General features: G+C 45.0%; 14 protein-coding genes and 1 tRNA gene. 1 reads left to right on the forward strand and 14 read right to left on the reverse strand.

Annotated elements, in window-relative coordinates:
- The coding region (locus tag GDA45_07265; protein ID MBC6414659.1) for a DNA internalization-related competence protein ComEC/Rec2 at window positions 1–2,190 on the reverse strand (2,190 nt) is incomplete at its 3' end.
- 51 nt (window positions 2,191–2,241) lie between these two features.
- On the opposite strand from GDA45_07265, the gene GDA45_07270 reads away from it, so the two are divergent.
- Entirely contained in the window at window positions 2,242–2,781 is a 540-nt protein-coding gene (locus GDA45_07270; GenBank protein ID MBC6414660.1) for a DUF2062 domain-containing protein, read from the forward strand.
- Window positions 2,782–2,803: 22 nt separating this feature from the next.
- Here GDA45_07270 and GDA45_07275 read toward each other — a convergent pair whose 3' ends face one another.
- From GDA45_07275 to tuf, 13 genes are all read right to left on the reverse strand, one after another.
- A complete protein-coding gene (locus tag GDA45_07275; GenBank protein ID MBC6414661.1) occupies window positions 2,804–3,667 on the reverse strand; it encodes a prephenate dehydrogenase/arogenate dehydrogenase family protein in 864 nt (287 codons plus the stop codon).
- Complete coding sequence (locus GDA45_07280; GenBank protein MBC6414662.1) at window positions 3,667–4,791, reverse strand: histidinol-phosphate transaminase; 1,125 nt, start codon at window positions 4,789–4,791, stop codon at window positions 3,667–3,669. Before GDA45_07280 ends, GDA45_07275 begins: the two co-directional genes overlap by 1 nt.
- Window positions 4,788–5,249: a hypothetical protein gene (locus tag GDA45_07285; protein MBC6414663.1), complete on the reverse strand. Its 462-nt coding sequence runs from the start codon at window positions 5,247–5,249 to the stop codon at window positions 4,788–4,790. The genes GDA45_07280 and GDA45_07285 overlap by 4 nt, the downstream gene beginning before the upstream one ends.
- Before the next feature lie 86 nt (window positions 5,250–5,335).
- Complete coding sequence (gene rpoC / locus GDA45_07290; protein MBC6414664.1) at window positions 5,336–9,463, reverse strand: DNA-directed RNA polymerase subunit beta'; 4,128 nt, start codon at window positions 9,461–9,463, stop codon at window positions 5,336–5,338.
- A 22-nt stretch (window positions 9,464–9,485) separates the two neighbouring features.
- Window positions 9,486–13,586: a DNA-directed RNA polymerase subunit beta gene (gene rpoB / locus GDA45_07295; protein MBC6414665.1), complete on the reverse strand. Its 4,101-nt coding sequence runs from the start codon at window positions 13,584–13,586 to the stop codon at window positions 9,486–9,488.
- Window positions 13,587–13,672: 86 nt separating this feature from the next.
- A complete protein-coding gene (rplL, locus tag GDA45_07300) occupies window positions 13,673–14,047 on the reverse strand; it encodes a 50S ribosomal protein L7/L12 (protein ID MBC6414666.1) in 375 nt (124 codons plus the stop codon).
- A 41-nt stretch (window positions 14,048–14,088) separates the two neighbouring features.
- Window positions 14,089–14,616, reverse strand: a complete 528-nt coding sequence (rplJ, locus tag GDA45_07305; GenBank protein MBC6414667.1) for a 50S ribosomal protein L10 — start codon at window positions 14,614–14,616, stop codon at window positions 14,089–14,091.
- A gap of 10 nt (window positions 14,617–14,626) precedes the next feature.
- A complete protein-coding gene (rplA, locus tag GDA45_07310) occupies window positions 14,627–15,322 on the reverse strand; it encodes a 50S ribosomal protein L1 (GenBank protein ID MBC6414668.1) in 696 nt (231 codons plus the stop codon).
- A 2-nt stretch (window positions 15,323–15,324) separates the two neighbouring features.
- Complete coding sequence (gene rplK, locus GDA45_07315) at window positions 15,325–15,756, reverse strand: 50S ribosomal protein L11 (GenBank protein ID MBC6414669.1); 432 nt, start codon at window positions 15,754–15,756, stop codon at window positions 15,325–15,327.
- A gap of 9 nt (window positions 15,757–15,765) precedes the next feature.
- Window positions 15,766–16,299: a transcription termination/antitermination protein NusG gene (nusG, locus tag GDA45_07320; GenBank protein ID MBC6414670.1), complete on the reverse strand. Its 534-nt coding sequence runs from the start codon at window positions 16,297–16,299 to the stop codon at window positions 15,766–15,768.
- Window positions 16,299–16,658, reverse strand: coding sequence for a preprotein translocase subunit SecE (gene secE, locus GDA45_07325; protein ID MBC6414671.1), 360 nt, complete (start codon window positions 16,656–16,658; stop codon window positions 16,299–16,301). Before secE ends, nusG begins: the two co-directional genes overlap by 1 nt.
- A 32-nt stretch (window positions 16,659–16,690) precedes the next feature.
- Window positions 16,691–16,766 (reverse strand) — tRNA-Trp (locus GDA45_07330).
- 39 nt (window positions 16,767–16,805) lie between these two features.
- Window positions 16,806–17,163 (reverse strand): elongation factor Tu (gene tuf, locus GDA45_07335; protein MBC6414672.1); only part of this gene is annotated, 358 nt, incomplete at its 5' end.

The raw sequence follows: 17,163 nt of genomic DNA on the forward strand, positions 1-17,163 counted from the left end.
GCCGCTGAGTGCAGTATCCAATACTTGAATACCTCGGCTATAGTAACGAGCGATAATATCAGGCTTGGGCAATGCATAACGGTTGCCATAACTGCTCGTCACGACTGCCATTTTAGGTGACACCGAGTCGATAAAATCATCGGTCGAAGAGGTTCGGCTACCGTGATGCGGCACTAACATTACATCGCTGGACAAAGAGGGATGTGTTGCCAAAATACGCTCGGCAGCTTTCTCTATATCGGCGGTTAACAACAATGAATGTTCTTGATTAGAGATGCGTAATACACACGATGCATTATTACCAGTAGCGGTTGCTGTCTGCAGCGGATACAGTATTTCAAAACGAACGCCGTCCCACAGCCAAGATTGTCCGTGCCGACAATACTCAAAAGGATGTCCTGATGTTTTAATAGCCTCCCCTACCAGTATGCGATGCGGAGAAATATACTGTAGCAACACCCCTGCACCGCCGGCGTGATCGTTATCGGCGTGCGAGACAACCAATGTATCCAAAGTATTTATATGCTGTGCCCGTAAGTAAGGCAAAATGACGCTATGCACAGCATTAAAGCCAGAGCGATAGCGAGGGCCGGTATCGTAAATCAAATTGTGCTCGCGAGTGCGCACCAAAACCGATAGTCCCTGCCCGACATCAAAAAACACCACCTTAAATGCACCTGGTGCAACCGCCGGGGGTGCACTAAAAAACGGCAATAGTGGCAACAACAGCAACACTGCAAAACAGCGCAAGGTCTTTCTTTTCAACGCAACGAATAATACAACGCCTATCAAGGCAAACAACGCAGCCCTATTGTCTATTGCATGAAACCATTGTGGTGCATAACTTGCAAACCAATCGTTTATTTGCCATAACACCGCAAACAAGTAATCGGCTATAGACATAAAAAATAATGCTACCAAGTCGTGTAACATAAAACCGGCAACTGCCATCAGCGAGCAAGGCAATACCACAAAAGCGGTGAGTGGGACGATAACCATATTGGCAAACGGTGAAATCAATGCGCCGCGAGTGAAAAACAACAACGAAGGTATGACCATCACTGTAGCGATATACATTTGCATGCCGAACCATAGCTTCCAGCCACGCAGATTAGGTGAAATGACTAAAAACAGGGCAATCATCGCAACCGCAGTAAAAGATAGCCAAAAAGAAATAGACAAAGTGGCTAGCGGGTCATATATCAAAATCAATAATAATGCGACTGCCAAAGACTGCGGTAATGATATGCGATACCTAAGAAGACCGGCACAAACGATGCACACCAGCATAATCAAAGCGCGTTGGGTAGGCACTGAAAAACCAGCCAGCGCAGCATAAGCAATCGCTGCCGGTAGCGCACCAAGCAAAGCAACATCGCGCGACGGATACAAATAACGATGTAAAAATAAAATACGCCACAAATGCTCTATCAATATATAGAAAAAACCGAAAACCAAACCTATATGTAAGCCAGAGACGGCAAATAGGTGATGCGTGCCAGTAGCACTTAAGGTCTCCCTTTGTTGATAAGATAATAGCGAACTTAAACCTAAGGTAATTGCCGCAATAGAATCAATTTGTGAAAAACGATCTTTATAAGACTGCAACTTGTCAAAAAGCAATTGACGCCATCGTTGTATCATGCCTGCCGAATCGGTTCTCTCCTGCTTTCGATAAGAACGCACATAAGCGGTCGCATCTATTCCTCGCATTGTCAGCCATTGTTGATAATCAAAAGTATGCGGATTGGCAAGACCGTATGGCGCTTTAAGTTTAAGTTCGGCGTGTAAAATATCGGTCACCCGTATTTGCTCTCCGTATTTATAGACACTGGTTCTAATACGCTTAGGAAAATGTGCTATATCAGGCGCGTCTACTACATCCAATATGAATTGTGTACTACCGACCCGTTGTATAGGAATGGTTGCAACCCGCCCGACAACGGTGACAGTCTCTCCCTCCCATTCAGCACTACGCCCAGCATCACTAGATGGCGATACCGCATAGGCAGTCCAGAACAAACCTAAACAAAAACTACCCAGCAAACGCCATCTCAGCTTGGCAAAAAACAATAAAGCCGCGCAAGCAACGCCCATAGACCCAGGTATTTGCGGCACCACCGGAAGCACTTGCAGAGATAGATTGCCGGCTAGAAAAGAAAGCGTGAAAATATAAATCGGAGAAAGCATATAAGCACCTTAAATGCTTTAAAATATGCATTTCTCTCCAAACTGACGAATATGCCCAAAAAACTGATAGAACGATTTTTCCCACGCAGGCATAAATTGCGAACACATCCGCAATTAAAATTTCTTGGCGCATTAATCCACAAAGAAAACCTGTGGCACATCAATCGCAAATCTATCGCAAATGCCTTTGCCATAGGATTATTTTGTGCCTTTATCCCTATTCCTTTTCAAATGATACCAGCAGCTTTGATTGCTGTATTGGTGGGAGCGAATATTCCGGTGGCGGTTATGTTGGTATGGATCAGCAACCCACTGACGATAACCCCTATTCTCTATTTGTGCTATAAAATTGGCCAATGGATATTGCAAACACCAGTCGTTGAGTTCGGTGATACAACTGGTATAGATAGACTATTGCAAGTAGATAATTTATGGCAACCGTTTCTACTCGGTAGCTTTATTATGAGTTGTGTATCGGCTGCGCTCGGATATATGTTTATTAAAATTTTATGGCGTTTGCATATAGTGTCGTATCTAAAAAAACGCAGTATCAGAAAGTTAAGTTCAGTAGCTAACTACAAAAGCAAATGATCGGATGATGACCTAGAGCACTCTAATCTTTAAGGTTTAGCTTCGCTTTGTCGGTTACCGTTTTGTTCAGCAATTCAAGCAATTGATCGCTTTGTTGATCGGCGATCATTCGGCGGATTGTCGCCAAACTCTTCTCAAACGAAGCAATTGCTTTGAGTATATAGTCGGAGTTTGCCATAGATATATCCCGCCACATGACTGGGTCGCTGGCAGCGATACGAGTGAAATCGGCTAGACCACCAGCAGAAAAAGCGATGTTTATACCGTCTTGTTCCAAAGAATTTATTAATGCGTAGGCGACGAGATGCGGCAGATGGCTGGTTGCAGCAAATAACTGATCGTGTTGTAGTGCCGAGAGTTCTTCTATTTTTGCCCCCACTTTCCGCCATAATTCGGTCACTTTATTGACTGCAACTGTATCATTTTGCGGTTGCGGTGTGATAAATACATAACGCGATCGGAATAGATCTGCAGACGCCGACAACGGGCCGCTGTTTTCACCGCCCGCTATAGGGTGTGCAAGCACCATTCGTGCTGGCACGCTCCCCCAAACCGAACATGCGTCATTGATTACGCTACGTTTAACACTACTCACATCAGTTGTTATAACCTGGTCGGCTAGTTCTTTGATTTGTTCGAAAATACCGCGCAACGCACTGACCGGCGTTGCGATAACCAGAATATCGCACTGCTCGGCAAGCTGAATCGGGCTTTGCGCAAAACTGTCAAAAGCATCTCTGGCGAGTGCCTGTTTAGCGCATGTTTCGTTTAGGTCATAACCCAGTATTGGTCGCTTAGCATCGTCCTCTTTGAGTGCCAACGCAAAGGAAGTACCAATTAAACCTGTGCCTATAACACCGACAACGACTTGATCGACACTACCCATCAACTATACTCTAGTAGCTGTTTTAGGGTGTTAAGAAAATGTTCGTTTTGCTCCATAGTGCCGACTGTTACCCGTAAATGATTTGGCATATCGTAATTTTCTATTGCCCGTATAATCACACCGTGTCTTAACAGGGCACGATAAATCGCAGCAGCTCTTTCCCCTATCTCGATACATAAAAAGTTCGCTGCCGATGGCAAGCAAGTCAAGCCGAGGGCATTACAGCCATCGCGTAGATAAGCTAGACCTTCGCTATTCAGCCGCACACTATTTTCAACATGCGCTTTATCGTCAAGCGATGCAATCGCAGCTTTTAGTGCCAATACATTATTATTGAACGGCTGGCGCAAGCGGTTGAACAGGTCGGCAATTGCCGTTGACGATAACGCATACCCTATACGCAAACCTGCCAATGCATAAATTTTAGAAAAAGTTTGTATCACAATCAGATTCGGATACTCGTCCAACCACTTTGACACATCGGGGTAATCACAAGCTTGGGCATATTCGGCATAGGCTTGATCAACAACGACGACGATACGCTCATCGAGCAATTGCATAAATTTCCTGAGTTCGTCCTCCTTGAGCCAAGTGCCAGTAGGATTGTTTGGGTTAGCGATAAATACCACCGCGGTGCGCTCGTCAATTACATCAACAAAACTATGCAGGTCATGTCCGTATGGCATTTCGCCATCGCTAGGCACAGCTGGCGCTGGGCGCGCAGTAGCACCCGATAGTTGCGTGGCTAATGCATACACTTCAAATGCGTGTTGAGAGTAAACCGCGTTTTTATCTTTATCTAAAAAGCAACGCGCAACAAATTCCAGTAATTCGTTAGAACCATTACCCAGTGAGACTTGTGTTGTCGAAACTCCGTATCGTTCGGCAATCTTTTCCTTGAGTAGCGAAGCACTATTGCCTGGATAAAGATAGACTTGATCAGCGTATTCCTGAATCACTTCAACCGCATAACGGCTAGGTCCGAAAACATTCTCGTTTGAAGACAGTTTGATAGGTTCAGCGGCGATTAAATTGATCTCTAAATCATCAATACTCTTGCCCGGCTGATAAGGCTTTATATTCAATAGCGAAGCCAAGCAGTGCTGCTTGGGGTTAAATGTCATTGCTCTCTCTCCGCACACAACTGTTTGTAGAGCCCAAAACAACCATCTTCTATCAAATCAAACATACGCGTGTAGGCTATATCACTATGCGCTTGCATCAGCACTTGCTGATTACCAAAGTATTTTGAATAATTCATTATATACTCAGGCACACGCCGTCCTCCCAGCCAATGCCGAACCGGCTCAAAGTGCGCCTGCTCGAAGATATATACATTGCTGTAATCCTCAGCCGACACAGATGCTAGAGCGTTTGAACTATAAATCGATAAATCGTAGCCACGACGCGTGGCAACAGCCTGGGCTTGCGCATCACAAGATAACCCGTCGGTAGCCCAAATCCCTGCCGACGCTACCTGCAACGCAATGTGTGTATGTTCTATTATATAATCAAAAACCGCATGCCCTATTATTGAACGGCAGGTGTTCAACGCACAAACAAATAGTAAAGACCGCTGCATTTTCTAGAAGGAGAGACAAGCTATCCATACATAAAAACAACTCTGCGAGGTTGCTTTATAAATATACCAACGATCCGCTTGGGCAATCAAAGATTATCTTTTACCGTTTCGGTAGATTCTTTTTGAAGGGTGCTTTGCAGGTCCATCTCAAACGCATCCATTAAGTTCTTCTCAGGAATCTCCCATGCCGTACCGGCCGGTATCAAACGACCCACAATTACATTTTCTTTCAGGCCTTTGAGGTCATCGCGTGAACCGTTGATCGCCGATTCGGTCAGGATTCTAGTAGTTTCTTGGAATGATGCCGCAGAAATAAATGACTCAGTAGAAAGCGACGCTTTTTTGATACCCTGCAATAGAGGCACATACTGAGCGAGCTGCTTGCCTGCTTCTTCAAGACTTTTATTAGTATCCATCACTTTATTTTTATCAACATCGTCGTCAACCAAATAGTTGCTATCACCCGGATCAGTAATATGCACCTTACGCATCATCTGCCGAATAATCACCTCAATATGTTTATCGTTGATTTTAACGCCTTGCAATCGGTATACATCCTGTATTTCTTTTACCAAATACTCAGCCATCTCATTAACGCCCAACAATCGCAAGATGTCGTGTAGATTTCTCTCTCCTTCGGATATGACTTCACCTTTTTCTACATACTCACCCTCGGCTATTTCCACACGCCGCCACTTGGGTACCATTACATAATGTTTTTCTTCTTTACCAGTAATGACAATTTTCTGCTTACCGCGAATTTCTCTATCAAAACTGATAGTCCCTGAGCATTCGGCTAAGATAGCTGCATCTTGAGGGATGCGTGCTTCGAATAAATCGACGACTCGCGGCAATCCACCAGTAATATCACGGGTCTTAGAACTTTCTTGAGGAATACGCGCAATCGTATCCCCTACCCGTACCTTAGCGCCGTCTTCTACCGTCACTATCATGCCGGGCATCAGACGATAATGCGCCATTCTGCCATCGTCTAGTTTTATTTCTTTGCCTTTACGAGTAATCAAAATAGCCGGTGTTTGCTCTTTCATCCCAGACATCACCATATAAGAACTCAAACCAGTCATCTCATCAGTCTGCTTGAGCACGGTAATGCCCTCGACAAAGTGCTCCAATACAATTGTCCCTTCGGTTTCGGCGATTACCGGATGCGTATGAGGATCCCAGTTGACGATAGTGGTGCCAGCCTCCACGGCGTATCCTTCACCGTATTTTAGTCGGGCACCATAAGGAATCTTATACCGTTCTCGCTCATTGCCAGCCTCTGTGACGATACTTATTTCGCCAGAGCGAGAGACAACGATATAACCGTCTTCGTGTTTTAACAACTTCACTTTATGCAGTCGTACAATACCGTCGGTTTTCGGTGTGATGCTATTTACCGAAACTGAGCGGCTCACCGCACCACCTATATGAAAGGTTCTCATCGTCAGCTGTGTGCCGGGCTCACCTATCGATTGGGCGGCGATAATACCAACCGCTTCTCCCTTACACACCAGATAACCTCTAGCCAAATCACGACCGTAGCACATTGCACAAATACCCTTTTGCGCCTCGCAGGTAATAGGTGAACGCACTTTAATTTGATCTACGCCTTCGCGGTTCAATAATGCTGTTTCTTCCTCACCCAGCATAGTCGCTTTTGCGAGTATCGTTTTGCCACCTATCTTTACATCTTCAGCAAGCACCCTACCCAAGACGCGGTCGGCTAGTTTCTCGACCACTTCGCCACCTTCTATATTCGCTTTGATATAGATACCTTGTTCGGTACCACAATCTTCTATAGAAATAACAACATCTTGAGATGCATCCACTAGTCGGCGCGTCAAATAGCCTGAGTTCGCGGTCTTCAGTGCCGTGTCGGCAAGCCCTTTGCGTGCACCGTGGGTAGAAATAAAGTATTGCAAAAGGTTCAAACCTTCACGGAAATTGGCGGTAATCGGGGTCTCAATAATAGAACCATCCGGCTTTGCCATCAGCCCACGCATGCCGGCGAGTTGTCTAATCTGCGCGGCGGAACCACGAGCACCTGAATCAGCCATCATAAAGATAGAATTAAAAGACGGTTGAGATACTTCTTTACCATCACGGTCTTTGATTTTCTCAGAACTCAACTCGGTCATCATGTGAGATGCAATTTTATCGTTGGCGTTAGACCAAATATCAACCGTCTTATTATATTTCTCTCCACTGGTAACCAATCCATCGGCGTATTGATGCTCTATCGCCTTGACTTCCTCTTCAGCTTCAGCCAAAACAAACTGCTTATCTTGCGGAATAACCATATCGTCTACGCCGAAAGAAATACCCGCCATCGTCGCATAGTGAAAGCCGGTATACATCAGCTGATCGGCAAAAACAACTGTTTCTTTAAGTCCCGCCTCACGATAGCTCACAGAGATAAGTTCCAGGATGCCCCGTTTATCCAATACTCTATCAATTAACTTGAAAGGCAACCCTGCAGGCAGTATGCCGGATAATATCGCTCGACCGGCGGTAGTCTCGACCAACTTAAGCTGATCAGTATTGGGCTGCTTAAGGCGCACTTTGATACGCGCGTGCAAACTAACTTGTTTATTGTCATAAGCTCTTTGCAGTTCATCCAAATCAGCATATAGACTACCTTCACCAAGCGCATTGATACTCTGACGAGTCATATAATATAAACCTAAGACGATGTCTTGGTTAGGAACAATAATCGGTGCCCCGCTTGCCGGAGAAAATATATTGTTGCTAGACATCATCAAACAACGTGCTTCGGCCTGCGCCTCCAAAGACAAAGGCACATGCACAGCCATCTGATCACCATCAAAATCGGCGTTGAATGCAGTACAAACCAGAGGATGCAACTGTATTGCTTTACCCTCTATCAAGATCGGTTCAAAAGCCTGTATCCCCAGACGATGCAATGTCGGTGCACGATTGAGAAGGATCGGATATTCTCTGATAATCTCATCTAATACATCCCATACTTCGGGGCCTTGTTGCTCAAACAACTTTTTAGCATTCTTAATTGTTGCAACAAGTCCTCTCAGATAGAGCTTGCTGTAGATAAAAGGTTTAAATAACTGTAGCGCCATGTGCTTTGGAATACCGCATTGATGGAGCTTCAGCGATGGACCTACAACGATGACCGAACGCCCAGAGTAATCTACTCGCTTGCCAAGTAAGTTCTGACGAAATCGCCCTTGCTTACCTTTAATCATATCAGCCAGAGACTTTAATTGTCGTTTGTTGTTGGCAACTGCGACTCGACCGCTACGGCCATTATCCAGCAAAGCGTCAACCGCTTCTTGTAGCATGCGCTTTTCGTTGCGCACAATAATACTGGGTGCGTTAATTTCAAGCAAGCGGCGTAACCGATTATTACGATTAATCACTCGGCGATACAAATCGTTCAAATCGGAACTGGTGAAGCGACCGTCTTTGAGCTGCACCAATGGGCGTAAATCAGGCGGCAATATGGGCAACACCGTCAAAACCATCCACTCAGGTTTGTTGCCTGAGTCTATAAACGCTTTTATCAGCTTAATACGCTTATTTAAGCGTTTGATTTTAGCTTCCGACTTAGTCTTGGTGATATCCTCGCTCAACTCGATGAGGCTCTTCTCCAGATCAATATTCTGCAGTAGCTTCATAATTGCTTCTGCACCCATGCCTACTTCAAACTGTTCACCGTGCGCCTCGATCATATCGAAGTATTCCTCGTCGTTTAATATCTGCTTAACTTTTAGATCTGTCATGCCGGGGTCCAGCACCACATAGCTCTCAAAATAGAGTACTCGTTCTATCTCGCTAGCTGGCATGTCAAGCAGCAAACCTATACGCGAAGGTAATGACTTCAGAAACCATATATGCACGACCGGACTAGCAAGCTCTATATGTCCCATGCGTTCACGGCGCACCCGCGAGACGGTCACCTCAACACCACATTTCTCGCACACCGCACCGCGATGTTTAAGCCGTTTGTACTTACCGCACAGGCATTCGAAATCCTTAGGTGGTCCGAAAATCTTAGCACAGAACAAACCATCGCGCTCAGGCTTCAAAGTGCGGTAGTTAATGGTCTCTGGCTTTTTCACTTCACCGAAAGACCACGAGCGTACATCATCGGGAGACGCTAGACTAATTCTCAAAGAACTAAATTTATTCTCGTCGTGTTGAGATTTTTTAAGTATATCAAATAATCCTCTCATGCTTTTATATTCCTTGTCGTTATTAGGAGTCTTTAAATTCCAGTTCCATATTAATGCCTAGCGATCGTATTTCTTTAACTAGGACATTAAAAGATTCCGGAATATTCGGTTCGACATTGCAGTCGTTGTTAACTATGCTTTTGTAAACTTTGTTGCGTCCACGTACATCGTCTGATTTTACGGTCAGCATTTCTTGCAAAATATGTGAGGCACCGTATGCTTCAAGTGCCCACACCTCCATCTCACCAAAACGTTGCCCGCCGCTTTGTGCTTTGCCTCCTAAAGGATGTTGGGTGATCATACTATAGGGACCGGTTGCACGAGCGTGCATCTTATCGTCAACCATGTGATTCAATTTCATGATATACATATAGCCGACCGTAATTGGTCTGTTGAATAAATCGCCAGTGCGTCCGTCTCTGAGTATCGCTTGCCCAGATTGCGGCAACTCGGCTAAAGACAGCATGCCTTTTATCTCTTTTTCTTTAACACCGTCGAAGACCGGCGTTGCTACTGGTATACCGCTACTCAAATTATCAGCTAAACTCATTATCTCGGCATCTTTTAATTGATGCAGATGTTCTTTATGGATGGTTTCGCCCTCGTTATAATCGTAGATGTTCTGTAGAAAATCACGTATTGTTGATGCTTTGTCGCCACGCCCTAACATTTCGCCGATCTTCCAGCCTAAGGCTTTAGCAGCCCAACCCAAATGCGTCTCCAAGACTTGCCCTACATTCATCCGCGAAGGCACCCCCAGTGGGTTTAAAACAATATCTACTGGCGTGCCATCTTCTAAATAAGGCATATCCTCAGCCGGAACTATCGCTGAGACTACCCCTTTGTTACCGTGTCGCCCAGCCAGTTTATCACCTGGCTGTATGCGCCGTTTAACTGCTATATAAACCTTGACCATCTTCCTAACATCAGGTTGCATAGAATCACCGGCACGCAATCTCTCCTGCTTATCCTTAAAGTGTTTATCCAAACGTGTTCGTTGCTCCTTCAAACTTCTAGCCAGTTTCTCCATTTGCTTACTGACCTCATCATTTTGCAGGCGTACGCTAAACCATTTATCACGCCCTAGATGATCCAAATACGACTGTGTCACCTTCATGCCCTCTGCTAATGCATTGGGACCTCCGACCGCCACCTTATTTAAGATTAAATTCCGTACTCTATTGAAAATATCATTCTCGTAGATGCGCAATTTGTCGTTATAGTCCTTACGAGCATTCTCTATCTCGAGCTTTTGTATCGCCTTTGCTCGGTCATCTAGTTCGATATCCTCGCGGGTGAAAATTTTGACATCAATGACGGTGCCTTCGATACCTGCGGGCACGCGCAAGGAATTATTTTTTACATCTGATGCTTTCTCGTCAAAGATGGCTTGCAACAACTTCTCTTCTGGCGTTAGGGTACCCTCGCTCTTTGGGGTTACCTTGCCAACCAGAATATCACCAGATTTAACTTCGGCGCCTATATAAACAATGCCTGAGTCATCAAGCTTGGATAACAAACCTTCGCTAACATTGGGGATATCGGCGGTAATTTCTTCCTCACCTAGTTTGGTCGAGCGCGCTTCACATTTCAGTTCTTCTATATGTATTGAAGTAAAGCTATCCTCCTCCACCACTCTATCAGAGATGAGTATCGAGTCTTCATAGTTGTAGCCGTTCCACGGCATAAAAGCAACCAGCATATTCTTGCCGAGTGCTAATTCTCCCATATCAGTTGCTGAACCATCGGCTAAAATATCTCCTTTCTCTACAGCATCGCCGGCTTTGACCAAAGGTCTTTGACTAACACAGGTGTTATAGTTTGAGCGCATATATTTGGTTAGTTCGTATATATCAACACCAGCATCGTCAGCCAACACTTCTTTATCGTCAACTCTCACGACTATGCGTGCTGCATCCACTGTGTCTACGATGCCGCCACGCAAGGCTACCAGTAATGCTCCCGAGTCGGTCGCCACAGTCGCTTCCAGACCAGTTCCTACCAACGGCTTTTCACTACGCAACAAAGGCACTGCTTGGCGTTGCATGTTAGAACCCATCAACGCACGATTGGCATCGTCGTGCTCCAAAAACGGAATCAAGGCAGCTGCAGCCGATGCAATTTGCTTGGGTGAGACATCTATTAATTCAACTTTATCCGGCGGGAACAAACTAAACTCGTTATTCTTGCGGCACGAAACAAACTCTCCCACCAGTTTATTTTTATCGTCTATTTCAGCATTTGCTTGGGCGATTACATAATTGCCCTCCTCTATCGCCGATAAATATCGCACTTTGCCAGTCACCACTGAGTTCTTGACTTCCAAATAGCAAGTTTCAATAAAACCGTAGTGGTTCGGGTGGGCATAAACTGCAAGTGAGTTAATCAAACCAATATTAGCTCCCTCAGGCGTCTCAATAGGACACAGACGACCGTAGTGTGTCGGATGCACATCGCGAACTTCAAAGCCAGCGTGTTCGCGAGCTAAACCACCAGGACCCAAAGCTGAAATTCGGCGCTTATGGGTAACTTCGGACAACGGATTATTTTGCTCCATAAATTGTGATAGCTGACTGGAACCAAAAAACTCTTTAATTGCAGCAGATATAGGTTTTGAATTAACCAAATCTTTAGAGGTCAACTTATCGGTTTCGGCGGTCGCCAGACGTTCCTTGACAACATGTTCAACACGCACCAACCCAATGCGCAAAGCATTGCCTACCATTTCACCTACGCACCGAACTCGGCGATTACCCAAGTGATCAATATCGTCTACTGAACCCTCGCCGTTATGTATTTTTATCAGCATGCTAATGACATCAATAATATCTTTCTTATCCAAGACACGCGAACCAGTCATCGTTTCTCGTCCTAATCGACTATTAAATTTCATTCTGCCAACTTCCGATAAATCATAACGATCTGGATTGCTGAACAAATCCAGAAATCGGGTCCTAGCGTGCTCTTCCGGTGGTTGCTTCTCACCCGGATGCATCCGACAATAAATCTCAAAATAAGAAGCCAGCTGGGTCCGTTGACAACTATCGATATTCAAAGTATCGGATATATAAGACCCTCGGTTAATATCATTTACATAGATTACCTGAAAACTATCCAGCCCTGATTCTTCAAATTTCTTTAACCAGCCCTCGGTTATCTCTTCATTGGCTCTAGCCAGTAGTTCTCCAGTGTCAGGATGAATGATATCTTTTGCGTGCGTCTTGCCATGCAAATATTCGGGTGGCACAACAAACCTTTTGAGGCGTGATTTTTCAAGTGCTCTAATATGTGCGGCATTAATACGGCGATTGGCTTCGACGATCACTCGCGACGGCGTCTCTATAGCAAAATCCAAAATCTGACCGCGTAGCCGCTCGGCAACCAAGTCCATGCTATAAACACCTTTGTCATATTTAACAGTATCCAACTCGAAAAAGGTATTCAACATTTCTTCATCGCTCATACCCAAAGCTCTTAGAAAAATTGTGACGGGTATTTTGCAGCGTCTGTCAATGCGCACATACATGCAATCTTTAGAGTCAAATTCAAAATCCAACCACGAACCGCGATACGGAATAATGCGTCCAGCGTAAGTTACTTTTACATTTTGTGTCTTCCTTTTTTCCTGCTCGAAGAAAACACCTGGTGAGCGATGCAACTGCGACACCACCACGCGCTCAGTGCCATTGATAACAAAAGTTCCAGTATCGGTCATCAAAGGTAACTCGCCCATATAGACTTCTTGCTCTTTAACCTCTTTCGGCTCATCAGTGATAACCCGAGTGCCTTTCTTGGCATAAAACACCAAACGCATCGTGACATGCATAGCCGATTCATAACTGTGCCCTCTCATCCGACATTCTCTAACATCGAAACGAGGTGGCGCTAAACGATAACTGACAAATTCAATCATCGCAGTTTTAGAATGGCTTACGATAGGAAAGATAGACTTAAATATAGCTTGCAAACCCATATTCTTTCTATCCTCGGCAGCTATATCATTTTGCAAAAAATCACTGTACGAAGATATCTGCATCTGCAACATATATGGAATACTGTGCTGTTCAACAAATTTTCCAAAATGTTTGCGTATCCGTTTTTTTGCCATATAGCTATAAGACATAATTGACCCTCCTGTTATGAAGTACTATAATTGCCGCCGTTCGTACCAAAGTGGACGAACCAGGTAGTGTGAAATGAATGACCGACTTATTTAAGTTCAACAGAAGCCCCGGCCTCTTCGAGTTGCTTCTTTATCCCTTCCGCTTCGTCGGTTGCCACACCTTCCTTGACCGTAGCCGGTGCACCTTCAACCATATCTTTAGCTTCCTTCAGACCTAGACTGGTAACTGCTCTCACCGCCTTGATTACTGCCACCTTATTGTCACCGAAACTATTCAATACGACATCAAAGGAAGTTTTAGCTTCCTCAGCAGCGCCATCACCAGCGGCTGCCACCGGTGCCGCCGCAACCGCAGCCGCCGATACGCCGAATTTCTCTTCCATTGCTGAAACTAAATCAACAACATCCATAACCGACATATTAGAAATTGCATCTAATATTTCTTCTTTTGAAACAGCCATTACTTACTCCTTATGTCTATAAATAAAATGTGAAAAAATCTTTAACTCTTGTCCTTGTCGCTACGCACCGCATCGACAACCTGCACCGCTTGCACCACTGGTGCTTTAATCGTCCTCACTAACTTCTCCAGCGGAGCTTTCATAACCGCCATCATCAAGCTCACCGCCTGCTCGTAAGTCGGCAATTCGGCGAGTTGCTTAATTTTAGAAATATCGTGCAGTTCACCATCCAGTGAAATCAGCTTAACCTCAATCGCCTCAATTTCTTTAGCAAGATCATTAACAATGCGCGCAGCCGCCGCTACATCTGTCAATGAAAAAGCAAACATGATAGGACCCGACAGATGCTCACTCAAGCAGGCAAAAGGCGTATCCTCTAATGCCCGCCGCGCTAGACTATTTTTAACAACCCGAATACAAACATCTTGCTGACGCCCTTGCTTGCGCAACTCAGTCATCTGATTCGCAGTGATGCCATGATAATCTACTGCGACCACTGATTTGGCTTGTGCAGCAACCGCCGCAACTTCCTCAGTAATCCGTTGTTTGTCTTCAATTTTTAACGCCATGTCTATGCCTTCAAACTGATAAACTACTGGGGTCTACTGTCAAACCCGGCCCCATCGTTGACGATACACTTATTTTCTTTAGGTACAGACCTTTAGCCGAACTCGGCTTGGCCTTAATGACATCACTCAATAATGTGTTGAAATTATCAGCCAGTTGTTGAGATGTGAAAGTAAGTTTACCAATGCTACAATGCAGTATACCGGCTTTATCAGCCCGATATTTCGCTTGTCCAGCTTTTATATTGCGCACCGCTTCAGCGACATCCGCACTCACCGTACCATCTTTAGGATTCGGCATTAAGCCGCGCGGACCAAGAATCTGTCCTATGCTACCGACCTTTGGCATTACATCAGGAGATGCTACCACCGCATCGTAATCAAAATCTCCTTGCTTGGCTTTGTCTATCAAATCATCTAACCCGACCGCATCGGCACCGACTGCTTCGGCTTTTGCGATCTGCTCACCTTGGGTGAAAACTGCAACTTTTATTTGCTTGCCTAACCCGTGCGGCAATGTGGTTACGCCGCGCACCAACTGATCACTTTTACGCGCATCAATGCCCAATCTGATACTCACTTCTACCGACTCGTCAAACTTAACAGTCGAACATTTCTTTAACAATTCAAATGCATCAGCCAATGGGTATAGTGTCTGCGCACTGCATTGCTCAGTTATCATTTTTTTTCTCTTTGATAATCTCGCCATGTTTATATACCCTCAACGGTGATGCCCATGCTGCGAGCGGTGCCAGCGATAGTTCTCACTGCCGCATCCATTTCCGCGGCGGTTAAATCGGCTTGTTTAGTTTTCACTATATCTTCTAGTTGGGCGCGAGTGACGCTCGCCACTTTTTCCATATTCGGCGTACCACTGCCTTTATCTATACCGGCCGCTTTTTTTAATAGCGCCGCAGCTGGCGGCGACTTGATAATAAAAGTAAAGGTACGATCTTCAAATACTGTTATCACTACCGGAACCGGCATACCTTTCTCAAAATTTTCACTGCGACTATTAAATTCCTTACAAAAATCTTGTATAGGCAATCCGTGCTGACCCAAAGCCGGACCTACCGGCGGACTCGGATTAGCTGACCCAGCTGGGATCTGTAACTTCACATAAGTTTTTATTTTCGCTGCCACTATTGACCTCTAAGTTTTTTCAACCTGACTAAATGTAATTTCCACCGGCGTCGAGCGACCGAAAATCTGTACGCTCACCAATAACCGATTTTTTTCATAATCAACTTCTTCGACAATGCCGTTGAAATCGTTAAAAGGACCGCTCGTCACACGCACCACTTCGCCGACTTCATACAACACCTTGGGTCTGGGCTTACTCGCATCTTCTCGTATACGGCTGACAATGTTTTCAATTTCCTTATCCGGCACTGGGGTCGGGTTTTGCGGTGAACTGCCGATAAAGCCAACCACTTTTGGGACACTATTTACCAAGTGCCAAGTTTTTTCATCCATGACCATTTCCACTAATATATAACCAGGAAAAAACCTACGCTCTACTTGATGTTTTTTCCCACCGCGCATTTCAACGACAGTTTCTTTAGGAATCATAATTTCACCGAAACAACTCTCCAGATTTCCTCGCTGTACTCTCTCTCTCAGGGAATTCATCACCGTATTTTCATAACCCGAATATGTTTGCACTGCATACCATTCCATATTAATCACTTAATAATAATTTGCATAAACCAAGCTAAAAACAAATCAAGAGCCCATAGAAAAAGAGCCACTATCAAAACCGCGACGAAGATCAACAGTGTAGTGTGCACGGTCTCAGCTTTCGTAGGCCATACGGTTTTCTGCAATTCAACTTGGGCACCTTGCAAAAAGACCGCGGTGTTTTTACCTGATTTGGTTAAAAAGAATAATGTGATAGCAATGATAACCATCGTCAAAATCGCAATCACCCGATACAACAATATCTGGTCAGACATATAATAAAATAGAAATATCCCCACCAGTAAAGACAGGAATACGCTTGCCATCTTAAGACGATCTAGTAGTGAATTATGCACATCCGCCATCCGACTTATCCTTCAACCACATTCCCAAACCGTGGCAGGCCAGGAGGGACTCGAACCCCCAACCTGCGGTTTTGGAGACCGCTGCTCTACCAATTGAGCTACTGGCCTATCATTAACCATCACACTACCCACTGAAGAAAGCTACTGCTATTCTATAATCTTGGACACAACGCCGGCACCGACAGTTCGTCCACCTTCTCTAATCGCAAAACGTAAACCTTCTTCCATCGCTATAGGACCTATCAAGCTCACCACCATCTTCACATTGTCTCCCGGCATCACCATCTCAACATTCGCTTCCAACTCCACCGCTCCGGTCACATCTGTCGTCCTAAAATAAAACTGCGGCCTATAGCCTTTGAAAAATGGCGTGTGGCGACCTCCTTCCTCTTTAGACAATATATACACCTCTGCCTCAAACTTCTTATGGGGGGTGATCGAACCCGGCTTGCACAACACCTGACCTCGTTCTACTTCCTCTCGCTTCGTTCCACGCAACAAAACA

It is taken from the genome of Chromatiales bacterium, from assembly GCA_014323925.1.
GTDB lineage: Bacteria > Pseudomonadota > Gammaproteobacteria > Poriferisulfidales > Oxydemutatoraceae > SP5GCR1.